Source organism: Agathobaculum faecis (assembly GCF_014287995.1).
Taxonomy (GTDB): Bacteria; Bacillota; Clostridia; order Oscillospirales; family Butyricicoccaceae; genus Agathobaculum; species Agathobaculum ammoniilyticum.
Genome location: NZ_JACOPL010000018.1, coordinates 14,004 through 32,721 on the forward strand (window position 1 = coordinate 14,004; position 18,718 = coordinate 32,721).

The window sequence follows — 18,718 nt, forward strand, 5'->3', positions numbered from 1 at the left end:
CTGATGATGATTTACTTGTTTCATAGCCTGGATAAAAAGAAAGAGCGATTAGGTTGATCTAATCGCTCTGGTTGAGTTATAAACCGAACTCTTGCGCGCAGTAAATAGTTCCATTTTCTGAAACAGCAAAGCCGATGCCTACGCGAGTATAATCCTCATCTAAGATAGCATAGCGATGCCCATCCGAATTCATGAAATTATTCATTGCTGCTTTCATGGGATCAAAGCCCATCTCAACACCAAGTTGGGTCATGCGCCCTGCGCCTGTAATATTTTCGTGACTATACACATCATCTGCTGACATACCATTTTCGGCTGCGAAAGCACGCTCTTCATCAATATCAGAATGCCTAAACTCCGTGGTAAGATGCATGGCCCAATACTGCGCCCAACTCATAAGATTTTGGTCAATCTCCAATTCTGGGACACCAACCTTGCGGCGCTCTTCATTGATGGCATCTATCATTTCCAGTTCCCATTCTCGGAGCATTTCGTCCGTTACAGTAGTGGAACTGCTGCTGTTATCGGCATTGCCGTCCGTGCTATCGCCGCCGCTTGTGACTTCCTGACCCAGCGCCTTGCGCAGCTCATCTGCCCAGAAATGGTTTACCGTGCGGTCATCTTCGAACGAAACCGCGTCTACCGGCGCGCCTTTCATGGCGTCCAGTGCAGCGATAACGTCCTCTACCGTGCCGGCCGCTTTACCCGTGATGACCGGCGCATATTTTTTCGCCGTCTCAAGATATTTTTCCGGCCGCCAGTTGCAGTCTATCATGGCCTGATTGAATTCTGACATGGTTTTGTTCCACTTCGTAATGGCGCTGCCGCCGGCAGGCGTTGTGCTTTCCGTGTACGGCGCATCCGTGTCGATACGGACGCTCTCCGTAGCCGCGTCATAGGATACGCCAAAATCGATCTGCTTACCGATATCCCGCAGCTTCACATAATTGTTTCCGCTGATCTGGTAGGCCGTCATGCTGGCCTGCTTGCCATCTATGGTGATTTTCTGATCCGTCACCTTGGCAGACGCGCCGCTTACCGCCTCGTCCTTAATGCCCGCCACGCTGGGGGCCGTGCGCTCCGTGCTGATCTCTACGGTCTGCGTCTCGTTGTTCCACTCCACACCAAAGCCCACAAGCGTACCAATATCGCGCAGCTTGAAATAATTGTTGTCCGCTATATTGTACCCCGTGGGATAGACGCGGGGGCCATCAACGTAGACCGTCTGGCCCATGTCACGGGTGGGGGTGGCAATTACCGTATCAGCCGCACTGGCGAAAGGCACTGTACCGGCAATAAATGTCGCTGTACAAAGTAAAGCTGCAAGACTGGTCTTCATAAGATTTCACCTTCGCTTTCCATTCCTGTATCTTTACTTTACAGCGAGTGCGCGATGCTGTCAACCAAATTATTTTGAACCGAAATGTTGTCAATTGCAAGGGAAGCCGCTTTTACATCATACGGCGGCTTCCCTGCAAAGATTTCACAGGATAAAGAGAAGCGACCTTGCCTTCCTATAGAATATATAACACGTTATCGAACAGGCGGCGGACGTTGCCTGTGAATAAGCAGGTACATTGTCGAACGCCTCCTATACAATTTGTTTAACCAAATCGGGTGTATCAATTTTCAAAAGAAACTGCGCCGGATCGTGTTCGATTCGACGCAGTTTTGCCAGTGCAGTTTCAAGTGCTGCATCCGTTTTCCGTTTGTGGTTTTTGATAAACGCTTCCAGTATAATCACATTCCCCTTGGAATCATAGGTGAAAATAACACGGCTCAAGGTCGTCTTGTATTTGTCCCGCAATTCAAATAGCCGCCGGTATCTATCCATTTGGAAATGCTTGACCGGTGGTTTTCCTATCGTATCGCGCGGCAACAGCAGCATTGTGATAAACCATAGCAGTCGTTCCTGTTGCTTTGGGTGAAGTGTTTGTAAAAACTGCTTGATTGCATCTCCACCTAAATCATGATATGTATAAAGTATCTTCATAACGAAAACTCCTTTTTTTAATCAACAAGGTATGGGGCTTTTCTTGTTGCCAACATTCTGCCAACAAATCTGCAATTGCGAATAATCTGTTCTCTTCAAAAAGTTATAAAATTCAGAACAAATAACGCGAAACAAGCCTTAATAATATAGCCTAAAGGATTATAAAAAATATATATGAACACTTAAAATCCTCCGGTAGCGATACTGTGCCGGTTCGATTCCGGCTGGCGGCACCATCGTCCTCAAAGCCTGCAGCCATATGGCTGCAGGCTTTTTTCTGCCCGCCGGCGCAGCGCATCCCTGCCGCGCGCTGACGTGCCGGACGCGTCCACAGCCTCATCCTCTCGCCAAGCAAAACCCATGCCAGAAGTTGGCATGGGTTTTGCTTTATACTTTTTTGTGCCGTTGCGCTTACTGCTCGCCAAGCAAAGCCCCTCAACGCACAGATCGAAGACAGAGAGGAAGAACCAGATGGACGTCTTTGCAAACCACCCTGTTCAGCAGCAGACGCAAAACATGATCCTGTCCCAGCAGCAGCTGCAATCGCTGAAAATGCTCGAGCTGACCGTCCAGGAGCTGGAGAAATTCCTGCAGGAGGAATTCACAGAGAACCCCGCGCTCGAGTGGAAAAGCAGCTGGAGGACAGGCACCGCCCCCGCTGCGGAGCCGCTTTCCTACGAGGCCTCCTGCGGCCTGTACACCGACGAGGAGCAGTGGAAGCTGCATATCCTCGACCAACTGCAGCGGCATCCGTCTTTCCGCGCCCACGCTGGGGATTTTCTGCTTTTGCTGGACTGGGCAGACGACGATGGCCTGTTCCGCACGCCGCTTGCGGAGTTCTACCAGTCCACAGGTATGCCCGCCGACACCGCGGCGCATTGCCTGGAGGTCCTGCGCGGCCTTGATCCGCCCGGCATCTTCGCAGCGGACGCCGCGCACTGTCTACTCCGGCAGGCGCAGGCGCGCGGTCTGCTTGACGACACGCTGCGCAGCATCATCCTGCGGTATCTGAGCGAGATCGCCTCCGGCTATTACGCCAAGATTGCCGACGAGCTGCATCTGCCCCGCAAAGCGCTCGCCCGTTATATCGACCTCCTGAAGGAGCTTTCCCCCCATCCGCTGAACGGACTTGTGGGCGGGGACGCGCCCTACCTTATGCCGGATATCACGCTGCGCAAAACCGACGGCAGCTGGGAGATCCTGCTCAACGACCGCACGGCCGACACCTACTGCGTCAGCCCCTACTGCGCGGCGCTCTATCAGCAGGCCCAGTCCCCCGAGCTGCACACCTACCTGAAGCAGTCGCTCGACCGCGCCCGTCTGATTATCAGCGCTCTCGCTCAGCGCCGCGAAACCCTCCTGCGGCTGATCCGCGCAGTCATCGCGCGCCAACGCCCGTGGCTGGACGGACGCGGCCCGCTCGCGCCGATGACCATGAGCCAGCTGGCGGCGCAGCTTCAGGTCCACCCGTCCACGGTTTCCCGCGCCGTGAAAGGGAAATACATCGAAACGCCGACGCACGGCACGCTCGCGCTGCGCGGCCTGTTTTCTCAGGAGGTGTCCGCCGAGGGTGTCAGCGCGAACGCCCAGGATGTGCGCGCCCGCATCCGTGGGTTGATCCAGCGCGAGCCGGCCGACGCCCCATACAGCGACCAGAAGCTCTCCGCCCTGCTGGAGGAGCAGGGCATCTATATCTCCCGCCGCACGGTCGCGAAATACCGGCAGGAAATGTGCATCCCCTCCGCGTTCGCGCGGCGGGAGGGACCGTCCGGTCCCGCTTGAAAACTTGAAAAAACGCCGCGCACACCTGATATTTTTCCCGCGTTCCGCTTGGATGGCACCGTTTTTGCTGCACAAATCAGTATAATATGTTCGCCTACGTGATGGGACGATAAATTTTTCAGATGGGAGATGTTTTGCATGAATCTTTGCATCCACGAACGGGACGGAGAAAAAAAGGTCTTTGACGGCCGCCAAGTCTATTGGCTGCACACACCGGAAAAGACCGGCGGGCGTTACAGCTCGATCTGCACGGTCAGCTATGACCCGGGCGCCAAGGCCAAGCCCGCTCACGCGCATGACAACGGCGAGGAGACCGTTTATGTGCTTTCCGGAACGGGAAAGGTCAAGGTCGGCGACAAGGTCATGGGGCTGGAGCCCGGAACCCTGGTGCTGTTCCCGCAGGGCGTACCGCATATGGTATGGAACACCGGCGATATCCCGCTGCACATGGTCTGCTTCTATGCGCCGAACGCGGACGCTATCCAATATACCTTTTACGAGGATTTTGACTTCTGAACCACGCAACTGCAGCCGCGTCCAGCGCTCCGGACGCGAAAGAAAAGAAAGGAAGGATACTATGAAACAGCTTTACATTGGGCCGGAAATCCACCAGTTTGATACGTTCAAAGACTTTGCGGAGGAATTTACGCTGTGTGCGTCCGACCTGATCCTGACCAACGAATACATTTACAAGCCCTTTATCGAGAAGCTGGAGCTTCCTTGCGGCCGGATCTATCAAGAGAAATTCGGCCTGGGCGAGCCGACCGACACCATGACGCAGGCCATCCTGGACGAAGCCGCCAAGGGAAATTACGACCGTGTGATCGCGATCGGCGGCGGCACGGTCATCGATATCGCCAAGGTTCTGGTCCTCGGCGGCGGCGCAACGGTGGACGAACTGTACGGCAATATGGTGGGCCTGACCAAGGCGCGCCGGCTCATCATCATCCCGACGACCTGCGGCACCGGCAGCGAGGTGACCAATATCTCCATCCTCAACCGCACCAGGCTGGGTACCAAGCAAGGGCTTGTCTCCCCCGCCATGTTCGCCGACCACGCCGTGCTCATTCCGGAATTCCTGCAAAGCCTGCCGTACAGCGTGTTTGCCACCAGTTCGATCGACGCGCTCATCCACGCGGTCGAGTCCTACCTCAGCCCCAGCGCAACTCCGTATACCGAGATGTACTCCCTGCAGGCCATGCAGGATATCCTGCGCGGCTACTGCCAGATCGCCGAGCGCGGGCAGCACGCGCGCTTCCAGAGCAGCGCGGAATACCTGCGCGCCAGCAATTACGCGGGCATCGCGTTCAGCAACAGCGGCTGCGCCGCAGTCCACGCGATGAGCTACGCCCTGGGCGGCAAATACCATGTGGCGCATGGCGAAAGCAACTACCAGTTCTTTACCGACGTCCTGCGCAAATACCAGGAAAAGAAGCCGGACGGAAAAATCCGCACGCTGGACCATTTCCTGCAGAATACGATTGCCGCGGCCGGCAGCGGCGCGGAGCTTGAGGGAGACACTGGCATCGACCTGCTGGAATGCCTGCTGTCCAGGGTGCTGGAACGGAAGCGCATGGCGGATTACGGCGTCACCCGGGAGGACATCCCTGTCTTTGCCCAAAGCACCATCGACAATCAGCAGCGGCTGCTGAAAAACAACTATGTCCCCCTGACTCTGGAGGATATCACCGCGATCTATCAGGCGCGGCTGTAATCCCTTTCATTCCCGACAATCTCCTTTTCTTTCTCTTTCGATACCCTGGGCCTGCTTTCTCCTTGATTCAATTGTGCTATATATCTCTTCCTTTTAACTCTTTCTTATTGTCAACCTGTCGGCAGGCCCAGCGTATCCATACAAAAACCGGGGAGCCCTCCGCTTGCGGCTGCAAGCGGAGGGCTCCCCGCATCATTTTCCCCTGTCATTCCCGCCGGCGCAGGTGCTGGTAATCGATCTCCAGCTTCTGCATTTTGCGGTACAGCGTCCTCCGGCTAATGCCCAGACGCGCCGCCGCGTTTTTGACGTTGCCGCGCGACTCGTTGAGCTGTTTGAGGATCAGCTCCCGTTCCGCATCGTGGATCGTGCCGCGCGCCGGCTCGTTTACCGCCGGTGCAGGCGCGGCCGGCGCGCGGTAACGCAGCACCGACGCCGTGATATGCTCCGGCCGGATATACACATCGGTCGTCAGCAAGCAGGCGCGCTCGACCGTATTTTCCAGCTCGCGGATATTACCCGGCCATGGGTATTCCAGGAAGAGCCGCATCACCTCGTCTGTAACGCCGCGTATCTGCGCCTTGCCCGCCGGCTGGTATTTGCGGATGAAATAATCTGTAAGTATCGGGATATCCTCCTGCCGCTCGCGCAGCGTCGGTATCTGGAGGGAAAGGACGTTCAGACGGTAATACAGGTCGCTGCGGAAGGTCTTTTCCTCAATCGCCTGCTGCAGGTCCACATTGGTACCCGCAATGATGCGGATATTGAGCGGGATCGGCTTCTTCCCCCCGACGCGCGTCACCTCGCGCGTCTGCAGGATGCGCAGCAGGTGGACCTGCACCTCGTAAGGCATATCGCCGATCTCGTCCAGAAAGATCGTGCCGTTGTTGGCCAGCTCGAATTTGCCGGCGCTGCCCTCGCGCTTCGCGCCGGTGAACGCGCCCGACTCGTAGCCGAACAGCTCGCTCTCGACCAGGCTCTTGGGTATCGCGCCGCAGTTCACCGCCACAAACGGCCCGCAGGCGAATTCGCTACTGTTGTGGATCGACTGCGCGAACAGTTCCTTTCCCGTACCGCTCTCCCCGAGCAGCAGCACGTTCGCGGAGTTGGTGCTTGCGATCTGGGCGTATGCCTTGGCGGTTGTGATGGCGGAGGACTGCCCGATGATGTCGTCAAAGTTGAACGAGGCGGTCGCGCCGATATATTTTGTGACGAATTTGCGCACCTCCGGACTCTGCCGGAAGGTGATCAACAGGCCCGAGCCATCGCTTGAGGCGGCGTTCTGTACCATCTGTATCGTGACAAACGCGCGGATTGTGCCGTATTTGCCCTGCACCGTCAAATCGCGGTCATATACGTTTTTCTTCATCTTGAAGAAGTCGAACGAGGGCATGATTTCCAGGATGGACTGCCGGAGCAGCTCGTCCTTGGTATAGCCCAGGATCTGCAGCGCGGTGTCGTTTGTTTTGACGATGGTATAGCCGCTGTCCAGCAGGAACACGCCCTGGTTGATGGTCGAAATGATGGTTTGAAGCTGGTTTTCCGCCGCAGCAAGGCGGTTGTACAGCCTTTGCAGCGAAAACTGCCGCATGATCGCGTAGCTTGCCGCAGCCACCAGCCCCAGCGTGTGCGGATGCGTCTGATTCCAGGCGCCCGACATGCAGATCGCGCCCCACAGCCGGCCGTCCGCGTCGATCAGCGGCGCGCCGATTCCAGTAAACTCATGCTCGGACGGATAAAACATCTCGTAGGAGGCAAGCTGGACGGGCTTCCGAATCGCCATCGGCGTGCCGATCCCGCCCGTGCCGAACACCGATTCATGCCGGCACGCCCCTTCCACCAGCGGGTTTTCCTTTGACTGGATGTCAGCCACCGCGTCCTTATCCCCGATCAGCTTCAGGATATACCCGTCGCTGTCCGACAGGAGAAGTACAAAGCCCGATCCCTTGACCAGGGTATGCAGGAACTCCATAAAGGAGGTGGCAACCTCCATCAGCACCGCGTTTTTCCGGCGGCGGGCCTCCAGCTCCTCCGGCGCGAGCCTTTTAACGGATTGCTTCTCCGGATCAAGCCCATAGGCCAGCGAACGCTTCCAGGAATCATAAACCACTTTGGGAAACACGCTGTAGTCTTCCGCCCCGCTGTGAAAAAATTGATATCTGGCCCGTTCCATCTGCTCGCGTTTCGCTTCTGCAATCAACAAAGGCTCCTCCTTTCAAAGCATTGCGTTTCAGTGTGTCATTATTATACACCAAAACCAGAATTTTGCACGAAAAAAATAAATTCCGCCGTTTCCCTCCCGCTGTCCCCGGCCGACTGGGGCGCTGTGTGTCCCTATGTGACAAAAGTGTGACACACTTTCGAAAAACCGCTGCAAAGCCGCGCCCCTCACGGCAAAGTATTCCTTTTTCAGCAATTGCTTCCTTCCCTTTCCTGTCACATGTGCCACTTCGTTGTCACATAAAATAAAAATGCACAGAATAATACAAATATTATTATATATATTGCACAAACCGCATGAAGCCCGTCCCGTCGATTGCGGGTCGGATGCGTCCCTGTTTTCCCACGCCGGGCGGCAATCCGGCCTTCTGTAAAAAAGCGGGTTTTTTCGGAGCGACGGTACAGTTGGCACAGGAGTTGCTTCTCTATCTTTTATATAAGATCCCTGCAAAAAACGGCTGGACAGCAAAAGGGGAACAGAAGCATGAAAGCATTGATGAAATGGGAGTCCGGCGCGGGCCATGTCGCGCTGCGCGAAACCGAGCGCCCCGTACCGGGGCCGGACGAGGTCCTCATCCGCGTGGCCGCGGCGGGTATCTGCGGCACGGATATCAAGATATGGCACGGCACCACCTGGAGCAACCCGCCCGTCATCCTGGGCCACGAGTATTCCGGCGTGGTCGTTGGGCTTGGCCGCAACGTCACCGGTCTGCAGCCGGGCGACCGCGTGGTCAGCGAGACCGCACAGGTCGTCTGCGGGAAATGCGCTTATTGCCGCAGCGGTCGGGAACTGATGTGCGACAGGCGGCTTTCCATCGGCTACGGCGTCAACGGCGCCATGGCGGAATACATCGCTGTGCGGCAGGGCATTGTCCACAAGATACCGGACAGCCTGGACTTTGACAAGGCCGCTCTGTGCGAGCCGTTCGCCGTTGCGCTGCACGGCCTGCTCGACCATACGGCGCTTACCGCTGCCGACCGCGTGCTGGTCATGGGGCCGGGCGCGATCGGACAGCTTGTGGCGCAGGCCGCCCGCTCGTGCGGCGCGAAAACCGTGCTCGTCGGTCTGCCGCAGGATCAGGAACGGCTAGATGCCGCCCGACGCGCCGGTATCGACGTGACACTGACCCGACTGACCGACGAAGCGATGCAGGAGCTGACTGGCGGCAGGGGCTTTGACGTCGCCGTGGACTGCACCGGTGCGGAGCCTGCGATACGGCAGGCCATGAAGGCAGTCAAAAAGGCCGGCACGTTCATCCAGCTCGGCCTGACCAAGCCCGAGCTGACCATCGATTACTCCCTGCTGACCGCAAAGGAGCTACAAATTGTCGGCACGTTCGGCCACCAATACCACAACTGGGAAATGGCGATCGAGCTGATGGCCAGCGGCAAGGTGCAGGTCGACCATCTGATCACCAGCCGCTACGATCTGGAAGACTGGCAGCGCGGCTTTGAGGAAATGCAAGGCAGCAAGGGCATCAAGATCCTGCTGTACCCGAACGGAGAGCAAGGAGTGGAACCATGAAAGCAGTCGTCAATTACGAAAGCGGGGCGAAAAAGGTCCGGCTGATGGAGGTCGAGCCACCGCTCCCCCAAGCCGGCCAGGTCCGCATCCGCGTCTCCTACTGCGGCATCTGCGGCACGGATATCCATATTTTCAGCGGCGACGGGGGCTACCCCACCAACCCGCCCGTAACGATGGGGCATGAGTTGTCCGGTGTGGTGGAATCCGTCGGCGCGGGCGTCGATCCCGCCTGGATCGGGCAGCGGGTCGTGAGCGAAACCTATTACCACACCTGCGGCATCTGCCCCTATTGCCAGACCGGCCACAAAAACCTGTGTCCGGAAAAGCAGTCCATCGGCAGCGCGGTCAACGGCGCGATGGCAGAGCTTGTGGTGGTGCCGGCGAAAAACCTGCACCGCATCCCGCAGGGCGTCAGCATGGAGGAGGCCGCCATGACCGAGCCGCTCGCCTGCTGCGCGCAGGGCGTGTTGGAGTTCGGCGGCCTACGGCCGGGTGACAAGGTGCTAATCACCGGCCCGGGCGCGATCGGCCTGATGTGCCTGCAGCTCGCAGCCAGCGCGGGCGCGCGGGTCGTGATAGCCGGCACCCAAGTGGACGCCGAGCGGCTGGAGCTGGCCAAAGAGCTTGGCGCCTGCGCCGCGGTCTTTTCCGACCGGCCGGATGCGGAAGATCGGATCGCCGCGCTTTGCCCGCCCTACGGGCCGGATGTCGTGTTCGACTGCTCCGGCGCCGGCCCTGCGATCCAGATGGGTCTGCGCGCCGTGCGCAAGGGCGGCCGGTATGTGCAAGTCGGCCTGACGGGCAAGCCCACCACGTTGGATATGAACCTGATCACGCTCAAGGAGTTGACCGTTTACGGAACCTATGCCCAAAAAACCGAGTGGTGGATCCGCTCGCTCGAACTGCTGGGGCAGAAAAAGATCAGCCTCAAGCCGCTGATCAGCAACATATACCGTCTGGAGGACTGGGAACAGGCCTTTGACGGGTACATCCGGAAAATAGGTTTGAAATATTTGTTGGCGGCTACGGAAGAGAGGCGGTGAGAAGAAAGAGTGAGCTGTTTTGTGTAGCTGCTGCAAATAAAAAATCCCAACACACTAAGGAGGAAGAAAAATGAAAAGAGTTAAGCGATTGATCAGTTTGGGCCTGTCCCTCACCTTTGCCCTCAGCCTTGTGGGCTGCGGGAACGGCGCGGACACCTCCGACGCCAACGCGCAGGACACGCCATCCACAGGCGGCAACGTTGTCAAGATCGGCAGCCTGTGGCCGTTGACCGGCGGTTCCGCAACCATCGGCCAGCAGCATGCGGACGGAGCCGAGGCCGCGATCAAGGAGATCAATGCCAACGGCGGCATCAAGTCGATGGACGGCGCACAGATCGAGCTGGTCGTTGCGGATACGCAGACTGCGGCTGACCAGGCTTCGGTCGCATGCGAGCGCCTGATCACGGACGATGATGTATCCCTAATCATCGGTGCGTATAACAGCACCTGCTGTATCTCCGCATCTGAAGTCGCCCAGAAATACTCCATCCCATTTATCTCCCAGGGCGGTGTTGCGACAGACGTGACCGAGCGAGGCTACGATTATGTATACCGTATCAACAACACCGCGACGTTCGACGTGCAGGAGATGATTGTCGCGCTTGACGAGGTGTGTAAGGAATATAATCTGGATACCCTGACCTACGCTCTGATTTATGAAAACACAGACTGGGGTTCGGATAACGCCCGCATCTGGAAAGAGCTGGCAGACGAGCGCGGCTGGACTTGCGTGCTTGACGAGCCTGTGACCAACGGCCAGGCGGACATGACCTCCCAAGTGCTCAAGATCAAGGAATCCGGCGCGGACGTGTGCAACGTTTCGTTCTATACCGATGACGCCATCGTATTCGCCAATGCAATGTACGCCAACCAGGTTGATCTGCCCTACGGTATCTGGTCGGTCGGCGGCGGCTGGCAGGACTCCGCGTTCTATGAATCCGTCAGCCCCGAAGTCTATGAATACACGTTCGTCCAGGAGGACTGGGACATGTCCGGCGTCCAGAACAAGGAATGGATCAAGGAAGTCGCCCAGCAGTGCAAGGATACCTACGGCTATGAAATGAGTTCGTTCTTCGCCCAGGGCTGGACCGCGGCCTATGTCGCCTACTATGCGCTCGAATCCGCGGGTACCACGGACGCGGAGGCCCTGCGCGACGCGATCGCTAACCTGAACATCCAGAACAGCGACGAGGAGCGCGCGCTGCTCTCCGGCTACAGCGCCATCGTCTTTGACGAAAAGGGCCAGAACACCTTTGGCGGCGGCCCGACCGGCGGCACGATCGTCCAGTACCAGAACAGCGAGCCTGTCGCCCTTTATCCGGCTGAGCACAGCTCCGGCGGCACGGCGGTCCTCCCCATCCCCGCGTTCAGCGAGCGCTGACTTTCCCTGTACGGAAACAGCTCCATGCCAATACGGCGGCGGCCTGGGGCGGGAAGCCTTCCCGCCCCTCCGCTGCGCCGTTTTCGGCGTTATCCTTTCGGCATACCCGTTCCAGCCATACGCCCTTTACAACGCTCTGCAAACTGTATCGAGGCGGTAATTACAGAGGAAAGGAAATAGGTTATGAACAATTTGTTTTTGTCCATTCTGCACGGGCTGATCCTGGGAGGGGCATACGGCCTGATCGCGGTCGGCCTGAGCGTCATCTTCGGCGTGGTGCGCATCATCAACTTCGCGCACGGCGCCATGCTGATGGCCTCGGCTTATGCGTATTACGAGCTGTTCACGCGGTATGATGTCGATCCGTTTTTAGCCATGATCGTCATCGCGCCCCTGTTCTTTGTGATCGGCTTTTTGCTGCAGAAGGTTGTCATCCGTCCGCTGCTCATCCGCGAGCGCGCCAGCGTGCTCGAACCGACCAGCGTTATGCTGTTCACGATCGGCCTGGACTATGCGATCGCAAACCTTTACCTGATGATCTATACCTCGCGCTATAAAACGCTCAACACCTGGGCTTATTCGAATTACGCGCGCCTGTTCGACGGAAAATTCGTCACGCAGTATTCGCGCATCATCTCTTTCGTGCTGGCCTTTGTCGTCGCGGGCATCCTGTGGTTCATCATCAACCGCACCGAACTGGGCAAGCGAATCCGCGCGGTATCCCAGAACCGTGACGCAGCGGCGCTGTGCGGCGTCAATGTACATACGACCTACGGCATCGCGTTCGGTCTGGGTACCGCGGCGCTTGCCATTGCGGGCGCCTGCATGGCCTCGTTTTACCTGGTCTCCCCCTCCGTCGGCAATGTGTTCGGCACAAAGTCGTTCATGATCGTTGTGCTGGGCGGCCTGGGCAGCATCCCCGGCGCGATCATCGGCGGCCTGATATTCGGCCTGATCGAGCAGGTCGGCGCGCAGTTTATCACCTCTACCATGGCGTCCATGCTGTCGTTTATCCTTTTCCTGATCGTTCTGGTCATCAAGCCGGACGGTTTGCTGGGCAAGAAAAAGTGAGGGATGCGAGATATGAGCTATAAAGGAAATTCTATTTTTAAGGGTAAATTTTTCGTTTGGCTGGCAGCGCTGTGCTTTCTTGTCGCGCCGCTGCTGGCAAACACCTATATGCAGAGCATCCTGATCCTGGTTTGCTTCTATGCATTTGCAGCGGTCGCCTGGAACCTGATCTGCGGCTACGCCGGCACGATGTCGCTCGGCCATTCGGTTTACATGGGCATCGGCGGCTATATCTCTACGATCCTCCTGGAAACCAAGGGTGTTTCCCCCTGGATCGGCATGCTGATCGGCGCGGCGGTCGCCATGCTGATCGGCGTTGTCATCAGCTATCCGACTTTCCGCCTCAAGGGTCCGTATTTCACGCTCGCCTCCATCGCGATCTGCGAAATATTCGGCACCTTTGTCCTGAACACGGAAAACCTCGGCCCAATCCCGCTCAAGGGCGGCTCCGGCTGGTCGCTGACCCAGACGGGCTATCAGGCCGTTATGTATGAGTTCCGCAGCAAGCTGGGCTACTACTATGTTGCGTTTATCCTGCTGGCCATCGGCGTTTTTGTCACCTGGAAAATGTCCAGAAGCAAGCTCGGGTATTATCTGGTCGCGATCCGCAGCGACGACGACGCCGCGCGGAGCCTGGGCATCAACGTGACCAAGTACAAGCTGATCGCCATGGGCATCAGCTGCTTTATGATCTCCCTAGCCGGTACTTTCTATGCCCAGTACTTCCGTTACATCGGTCCGGACCGCATTTTCGGCTACGACCTGGCGGTACAGATCGCCCTGATCGCCCTGATCGGCGGGCAAGGCACCGTTATGGGTCCCGTGATCGGCGCGGTCGTGCTGGTCCCCCTGTCGGAATACCTGTCCGCCACCTTCGCGGGTACGATGTCCGGCCTGAACCTATTCCTGTACGGCGTTATCATGATGCTGGTCGTTTACTTTATGCCTCACGGTTTGTGCGAATATGTCGTAAAGGCGGCGCAGTGGATCGAGGAGAAGCTGTTCGGCGCGCATGGAAAGAGGAAACAGTCCAAGGCGGCGTCCAAATAACCGCCGCCGGCAAAGGCACCGCGCAAATATGTACGAAGCGAGGGATAAGAAAATGTCAGTAATCGTTAAAATGGAACATGTGACCAAGCAGTTCGGCGGCCTGACAGCGGTAAACGATTTTTCCGGCGAGATTGAGAAAAACGCGATCGTCGGGCTGATCGGCCCCAACGGCGCCGGCAAGACCACCCTGTTCAATATGATCGCCAACTACTACCACCCGACCAGCGGCAAAATCTATTTCAAGGACCAGGATATCACCGAGGCCAGGACCGAGGACATGGCCAGGATGGGGCTTGCGCGCACCTTCCAGGTCACAAAGCCGTTCGGCGACATGACCGTGCTGCAGAACATCATGGTCGGCGCGTTCCTGCACACCACCAACGCCAGGCAGGTGGAGCAGAAGGCGCGTGAGGTTGCTGGTCTGGTCGGCATGACCTGCGATCTGGATATGATCGCCAACAACACGACCACTGTGGACAAGAAAAAGCTGGAGATCGCCCGCGCGCTGGCGGTCGGTCCGGAGCTTATTCTGCTTGATGAGGTCATGGCCGGCTGCAACCCGCAGGAAAAGCTCGAGCTGGTCGACACTTGCCGCAAGGTGCGCGACGCGGGCGTTACCATCCTGATCATCGAGCACGATATTAAGACGATCATGTCCCTGTGCGACAAAATCTACATCCTGCACCGGGGCGAAAAGCTGGTGGAAGGCACGCCCGAGCAGGTCGCCAACGACAAGCGTGCGATCAGCGCCTATTTGGGGGAGGATTTTGACAATGCTGAAAATTAGCGATTTACGCACCGGCTACAACGGCGGTGAAATTGTCCACGGCATTTCGCTGGAGGTGCCGGACAATCAGATCGTCGCGATCGTGGGCGGCAACGGCGCCGGCAAAAGCACACTCATCAAGGCGATCACCGGCCTGATTCCGCTCACCAGCGGCACGGCGGAATACAACGGCGAAAAGCTGAACGGCCTCTCCCCCGACAAGATCATGCAAAAAGGCGTCTGCCTGGTGCCGGAGGGCCGCCAGCTCTTCCCCAACATGACGGTGGAGGACAATCTCGACATCGGCTCCTGCACCAAGGAGTCCCGCAAGCGCCGCAAGGAAAACAAGGAAGAGATGTTCCAGATTTTCCCGCGCCTGCTCGAGCGGCGCCGGCAGCTCACCGGTACGCTCTCCGGCGGCGAGCAGCAGATGGTCGCCATGGCCCGCGCACTGATGAGCAACCCCAAGCTGCTGATTATGGACGAACCCTCCTGGGGCCTCGCGCCGATCCTGGTGACCGAAATGTTCCAGACCATCGAGATGATCCGCGACCGCGGCACCGCGATCCTGATTGTGGAGCAGAACGTCGGTAAGACGCTGTCCATCTCGGACTGGGGCTATGTCATTGAGAACGGCACGGTCGTCATGCAGGACGTGGGCAAAAAGCTGCTGCAGGATGAAAGCCTGAAGAAAGCATACCTGGGCATTTGACCGGACGGAAAGGAGCCGATAGCCTATGCTCAAATTCACTGTTGACAGCGTAAAAGGAAAGGTCATCAACCCCGGCACCATCAACGAGCGGCGGATCAAGCTGTTCGCCTCGCCCTATTCGCCCGCCAGACGGGACGCCTACGGCTGCGGCATGGCCCTGATCGACCCGGGTCAGGTGCATGAGGAGCACGCGCATCCGGACAGCGAGGAGCTGATCTTCGTCGTCCATGGGACCGGCACAGGCCGGATCGCAGGGCAGGAGGTGCAGGTGCAGCAGGGCGACCTGATCGCGATCGAAAAAGGAGAGCCGCACCAGTTCCGCAACACCGGCGCGGAGCAGCTCCGGCTGCTCTGGATCTACTCGCCGCCCGGGCCGGAAAAGAAGTTCTTAGACGGTTGACCAAAACAATCCCTGAAAACCGAAGGAGATCATTATGTTAAGTGCCGAAAAAATTCGGGAAATGAAGGTATTTTCCAAGCAGGTGCAGATGGAGGTCGTAAAAATGATCGCCGGCCTGGGCGTGGGGCATCTGGGCGGCTCGCTGTCCATCACCGACCTGCTCTCCGTTCTGTACTGCAATCAGATGCGCTACGAGCCTAAAAACCCCCGCTGGGAGGGGCGTGACTGGTTGGTGCTGTCCAAGGGTCACGCCGGTCCGGCGCTGTACGCCACGCTCGCGCTCAAGGGTTTTTTCCCCGTGTCCGAGCTGGCAACGCTCAACCGCCCGCACACCAACCTGCCCAGCCATGTCGACCGGACGAAAACCCCCGGCGTTGATATGACCTGCGGCTCGCTCGGCCAGGGCGCCTCGGCCGCCGCGGGCATTGCGCTCGCGCTGCGGCTCGACCACAAGGATAACCGCGTGTTCGCCGTGTTCGGCGACGGGGAGATCGACGAAGGGCAGGTCTGGGAAATGGCGCTGTTCGCCGCCCAGCGCAAGCTCTCCAACCTGATCGCCTTTGTCGATTACAACAAGCTGCAGCTCGACGGTACGACCGACGAGGTCTGTGCCTTGGGCGATATCACCGCCAAATTCCGCGAATTCGGCTGGTATGCGCAGGAGGCGGACGGCCACGACGTTGCGGCGATCAACACGGCCATCGAAAACGCCAGGGCGCAGTCGGATAAGCCCTCCATGATCGTGCTGCATACGATCAAGGGCAACGGCTGGAGCAAATCCGCCGGCCAGGTGGGCAGCCACAGCCGCGGCCTGACAGCGGAGGAGCTGGAAGAGGCGCTCTCGGAAATGCAGTCTACGATCGACTCGTATTAAGTCCGCAGGAGGATAGACTTATGCAATTTCAGTTAGAAGAAAAGCTCAGCAACGACCCCGTGGAAATGCGTTCGGTCTTCTGTGACACACTGATGGAGCTGGCCGGGCAGAATCGGGACATCATGGTACTCGACGCGGACCTGATGGGCGCGATGGGTACAAAGCCCTTCGCCAAGGCATTTCCCGAGCAGACCGTAGACTGCGGCATCCAGGAGGCGAATATGATGGGCGTGGCCGCGGGCCTGTCCGCGGCCGGCAAAATCCCGTTCGCGCATACGTTTGCGCCGTTCGCAACACGCCGCGCGTGCGACCAGATCTTTGTATCCGGCGCTTACGCAAAGCTCAATGTCAAGATCGTCGGCTCGGACCCCGGCATCACGGCGGCGCTCAACGGCGGCACGCATATGCCGTTTGAGGATATGGGCATCATGCGCGGCATACCGACCATGACCGTGCTGGAGCCGGTGGACACCGTTATGCTGCGGGATCTGATGCGACAGATTGCCGGCGTCTACGGCATGCATTACATGCGCCTCGTCCGGAAGACAACGGTCCGTGTCTTCCATGACGGCGCGACTTTCGATATTGGGAGAGCCGTGCTGCTGCGCGAGGGAACGGATGTCACGATCATCGCCTCCGGCTTCTGCGTCGCGGAAGCGCTCAAGGCGGCGGCCGCGCTGCAGGAACAGGGCGTCAGCGCCCGCGTACTCAACATCTTCACTTGGAAGCCGATCGACGCGCAGGCAATCATCGCGGCGGCCGCGCAGACCGGCGCAGTCGTGACTGCGGAAAACCACAATATCATCAACGGCCTGGGCAGCGCGGTGTGCGAGATCCTGTGCCAAAACCAGCCCGCACCCCTCGAGATGGTCGGCGTACACGATGAATTTGGCGAGGTTGGGCCAGTGGATTACTTGGCCGACCGCTTCGGCCTGACCGCACCCTATATTGTGGAAGCGGCGAAAAAAGCAATCGCCCGAAAAGCACGGTAAGGAGGCTGTTATATGAAAGCATTGGTTATTGAAGAGCCTCTCAAAATGCACCTAACTGAGATCCCCCGTCCGGAGCTGGAAAGCGGCGAGGCGCTGATACGGGTGCAGTACATCGGTATCTGCGGCACGGATATCCATGTGTTTAACGGCCACCATCCCACGGCGGTGTTCCCGCTGGTACCCGGCCACGAGTTCGTCGGAGAATTGGTGCAGATCAGTGGGGAGGGTGCCGAGGGTTTTGAGCTGGGCGACACGGTCGTCGCGCAGGAGCTGCTGACCTGCGGACGCTGCGACGCCTGCGCCAAGGGCGAGGACAACGTCTGCGAGCATCTGAAGATCATCGGCGTACACGCGGACGGCGGCTTTGCCGAATATGTGCGCGTAAAAACCAGAAAGATGTACCGCGTCCCCAAAAGTGTGGACCTGCGGCGGGCAGCCCTGATCGAACCACTCGCGGTGGCGGTCCATGACGTGCGCATGAGCGGCCTGAAGATCGGGGAAAGCGCGCTCATCGTAGGCGGCGGCCCGATCGGCCAGCTCATCGCCTGCGTTGCCAAGGCCGCGGGCGCGCGCAGGGTGGTCGTTTCCGAGGTCGTGGAAAGCCGGCGCGTGCTGGCGGAAAAGCTCGGCTGCATCGCCCTCAACCCGCTCGACCACGATTTCGCGGCCAAGCTGCTCGCCGCGAACGGCGGCAAGCCCTACGACGTCAGCTTTGAGGCCGCCGGCGTCCCCTCCGCTATCACCAACTGCGTCGATTACACCAAGAATACCGGCGCCATCGTCCAGATCGCCATGACGCGCGAGCCTTATCCGGTGGATACCGGCAAGCTGTTCGCCAAGGAGCTGCGCGTACAGGGGGTACGTATCCACAGCCAATATGCCTTCTCCTGCGCGGTCAATCTGGTTTCCTCCGGCATGCTGGACGAGGCGCTCGACCTGCTGATCAGCAAGGTATTTCCCTTTGACGCGGTCGCGGACGCGTTCGACTATGCGGAGACGCACAAGGATGCATTCAAGGTGCTTGTCCAGATCGGATCATAACATCTTCCATACACCTTTTGTACCGATATTTATCAAACAAGAAAGGATACTTGATCGATATGATGACCAAAGACCAATATATCGAGTCCCTGCGGAAGCTGCACCTGAACCTGTACAGCTTTGGGGAAAAGGTGGAGAATCCGGTGGATAACGCGAT

At 58.2% G+C, this 18,718-nt stretch carries 17 protein-coding genes; 14 read left to right on the forward strand and 3 right to left on the reverse strand.

The features are described from left to right. Positions 1-76: 76 nt before the first annotated feature. Positions 77-1,339 (reverse strand): CAP domain-containing protein, encoded by a 1,263-nt coding sequence (locus H8S45_RS13815; protein ID WP_082397393.1) that lies wholly within the window; start codon positions 1,337-1,339, stop codon positions 77-79. 252 nt (positions 1,340-1,591) lie between these two features. Then, positions 1,592-1,993, reverse strand: a complete 402-nt coding sequence (locus H8S45_RS13820) for a type II toxin-antitoxin system RelE/ParE family toxin (protein ID WP_054328344.1) — start codon at positions 1,991-1,993, stop codon at positions 1,592-1,594. Between the two features lie 471 nt (positions 1,994-2,464). Here H8S45_RS13820 and rpoN point away from each other — a divergent pair, with 471 nt between their 5' ends. From rpoN to H8S45_RS13835, 3 genes are all read left to right on the forward strand, one after another. Then, a complete protein-coding gene (rpoN, locus tag H8S45_RS13825) occupies positions 2,465-3,775 on the forward strand; it encodes an RNA polymerase factor sigma-54 (protein WP_054328346.1) in 1,311 nt (436 codons plus the stop codon). A 138-nt stretch (positions 3,776-3,913) separates the two neighbouring features. Continuing rightward, entirely contained in the window at positions 3,914-4,291 is a 378-nt protein-coding gene (locus tag H8S45_RS13830) for a cupin domain-containing protein (RefSeq protein ID WP_186950251.1), read from the forward strand. 61 nt (positions 4,292-4,352) lie between these two features. Further along, complete coding sequence (locus H8S45_RS13835) at positions 4,353-5,489, forward strand: 4-hydroxybutyrate dehydrogenase (protein WP_186950253.1); 1,137 nt, start codon at positions 4,353-4,355, stop codon at positions 5,487-5,489. 205 nt (positions 5,490-5,694) lie between these two features. Here H8S45_RS13835 and H8S45_RS13840 read toward each other — a convergent pair whose 3' ends face one another. After that, positions 5,695-7,689: a sigma-54-dependent Fis family transcriptional regulator gene (locus H8S45_RS13840; protein WP_186950256.1), complete on the reverse strand. Its 1,995-nt coding sequence runs from the start codon at positions 7,687-7,689 to the stop codon at positions 5,695-5,697. 501 nt (positions 7,690-8,190) lie between these two features. On the opposite strand from H8S45_RS13840, the gene H8S45_RS13845 reads away from it, so the two are divergent. From H8S45_RS13845 to H8S45_RS13895, 11 genes are all read left to right on the forward strand, one after another. Beyond that, positions 8,191-9,231, forward strand: a complete 1,041-nt coding sequence (locus H8S45_RS13845; protein ID WP_054328350.1) for a zinc-dependent alcohol dehydrogenase — start codon at positions 8,191-8,193, stop codon at positions 9,229-9,231. Further along, positions 9,228-10,274: a zinc-dependent alcohol dehydrogenase gene (locus H8S45_RS13850; protein WP_147574276.1), complete on the forward strand. Its 1,047-nt coding sequence runs from the start codon at positions 9,228-9,230 to the stop codon at positions 10,272-10,274. The genes H8S45_RS13845 and H8S45_RS13850 overlap by 4 nt, the downstream gene beginning before the upstream one ends. A gap of 70 nt (positions 10,275-10,344) precedes the next feature. Beyond that, the gene (locus H8S45_RS13855; protein ID WP_107631254.1) at positions 10,345-11,655 is read left to right on the forward strand and encodes an ABC transporter substrate-binding protein; all 1,311 of its coding nucleotides are present in this window, start codon (positions 10,345-10,347) and stop codon (positions 11,653-11,655) included. Positions 11,656-11,838: 183 nt separating this feature from the next. Then, positions 11,839-12,726, forward strand: a complete 888-nt coding sequence (locus tag H8S45_RS13860) for a branched-chain amino acid ABC transporter permease (protein ID WP_054328353.1) — start codon at positions 11,839-11,841, stop codon at positions 12,724-12,726. A 12-nt stretch (positions 12,727-12,738) separates the two neighbouring features. Next, positions 12,739-13,776 (forward strand): branched-chain amino acid ABC transporter permease, encoded by a 1,038-nt coding sequence (locus H8S45_RS13865; RefSeq protein ID WP_159068120.1) that lies wholly within the window; start codon positions 12,739-12,741, stop codon positions 13,774-13,776. 52 nt (positions 13,777-13,828) lie between these two features. Beyond that, positions 13,829-14,563, forward strand: coding sequence for an ABC transporter ATP-binding protein (locus H8S45_RS13870; protein WP_159068121.1), 735 nt, complete (start codon positions 13,829-13,831; stop codon positions 14,561-14,563). Next, entirely contained in the window at positions 14,550-15,254 is a 705-nt protein-coding gene (locus H8S45_RS13875; RefSeq protein WP_054328356.1) for an ABC transporter ATP-binding protein, read from the forward strand. Before H8S45_RS13870 ends, H8S45_RS13875 begins: the two co-directional genes overlap by 14 nt. A 25-nt stretch (positions 15,255-15,279) precedes the next feature. Next, a complete protein-coding gene (locus H8S45_RS13880; protein WP_054328357.1) occupies positions 15,280-15,654 on the forward strand; it encodes a cupin domain-containing protein in 375 nt (124 codons plus the stop codon). Positions 15,655-15,688: 34 nt separating this feature from the next. Beyond that, positions 15,689-16,528: a transketolase gene (locus tag H8S45_RS13885; RefSeq protein ID WP_107631256.1), complete on the forward strand. Its 840-nt coding sequence runs from the start codon at positions 15,689-15,691 to the stop codon at positions 16,526-16,528. Between the two features lie 20 nt (positions 16,529-16,548). Continuing rightward, positions 16,549-17,520 (forward strand): transketolase family protein, encoded by a 972-nt coding sequence (locus tag H8S45_RS13890; RefSeq protein WP_054328358.1) that lies wholly within the window; start codon positions 16,549-16,551, stop codon positions 17,518-17,520. Positions 17,521-17,532: 12 nt separating this feature from the next. Next, positions 17,533-18,561, forward strand: coding sequence for a zinc-dependent alcohol dehydrogenase (locus tag H8S45_RS13895; protein ID WP_054328359.1), 1,029 nt, complete (start codon positions 17,533-17,535; stop codon positions 18,559-18,561). Positions 18,562-18,718: the final 157 nt, after the last annotated feature.

Coding starts and splice junctions, on each gene's coding strand:
- H8S45_RS13815 (WP_082397393.1), bottom strand. CDS start 1,339: ATGAAGACCAGTCTTGCAGCTTTACTTTGTACAGCGACATTTATTGCC.
- H8S45_RS13820 (WP_054328344.1), bottom strand. CDS start 1,993: ATGAAGATACTTTATACATATCATGATTTAGGTGGAGATGCAATCAAG.
- rpoN (WP_054328346.1), top strand. CDS start 2,465: ATGGACGTCTTTGCAAACCACCCTGTTCAGCAGCAGACGCAAAACATG.
- H8S45_RS13830 (WP_186950251.1), top strand. CDS start 3,914: ATGAATCTTTGCATCCACGAACGGGACGGAGAAAAAAAGGTCTTTGAC.
- H8S45_RS13835 (WP_186950253.1), top strand. CDS start 4,353: ATGAAACAGCTTTACATTGGGCCGGAAATCCACCAGTTTGATACGTTC.
- H8S45_RS13845 (WP_054328350.1), top strand. CDS start 8,191: ATGAAAGCATTGATGAAATGGGAGTCCGGCGCGGGCCATGTCGCGCTG.
- H8S45_RS13850 (WP_147574276.1), top strand. CDS start 9,228: ATGAAAGCAGTCGTCAATTACGAAAGCGGGGCGAAAAAGGTCCGGCTG.
- H8S45_RS13855 (WP_107631254.1), top strand. CDS start 10,345: ATGAAAAGAGTTAAGCGATTGATCAGTTTGGGCCTGTCCCTCACCTTT.
- H8S45_RS13860 (WP_054328353.1), top strand. CDS start 11,839: ATGAACAATTTGTTTTTGTCCATTCTGCACGGGCTGATCCTGGGAGGG.
- H8S45_RS13865 (WP_159068120.1), top strand. CDS start 12,739: ATGAGCTATAAAGGAAATTCTATTTTTAAGGGTAAATTTTTCGTTTGG.
- H8S45_RS13870 (WP_159068121.1), top strand. CDS start 13,829: ATGTCAGTAATCGTTAAAATGGAACATGTGACCAAGCAGTTCGGCGGC.
- H8S45_RS13875 (WP_054328356.1), top strand. CDS start 14,550: ATGCTGAAAATTAGCGATTTACGCACCGGCTACAACGGCGGTGAAATT.
- H8S45_RS13880 (WP_054328357.1), top strand. CDS start 15,280: ATGCTCAAATTCACTGTTGACAGCGTAAAAGGAAAGGTCATCAACCCC.
- H8S45_RS13885 (WP_107631256.1), top strand. CDS start 15,689: ATGTTAAGTGCCGAAAAAATTCGGGAAATGAAGGTATTTTCCAAGCAG.
- H8S45_RS13890 (WP_054328358.1), top strand. CDS start 16,549: ATGCAATTTCAGTTAGAAGAAAAGCTCAGCAACGACCCCGTGGAAATG.
- H8S45_RS13895 (WP_054328359.1), top strand. CDS start 17,533: ATGAAAGCATTGGTTATTGAAGAGCCTCTCAAAATGCACCTAACTGAG.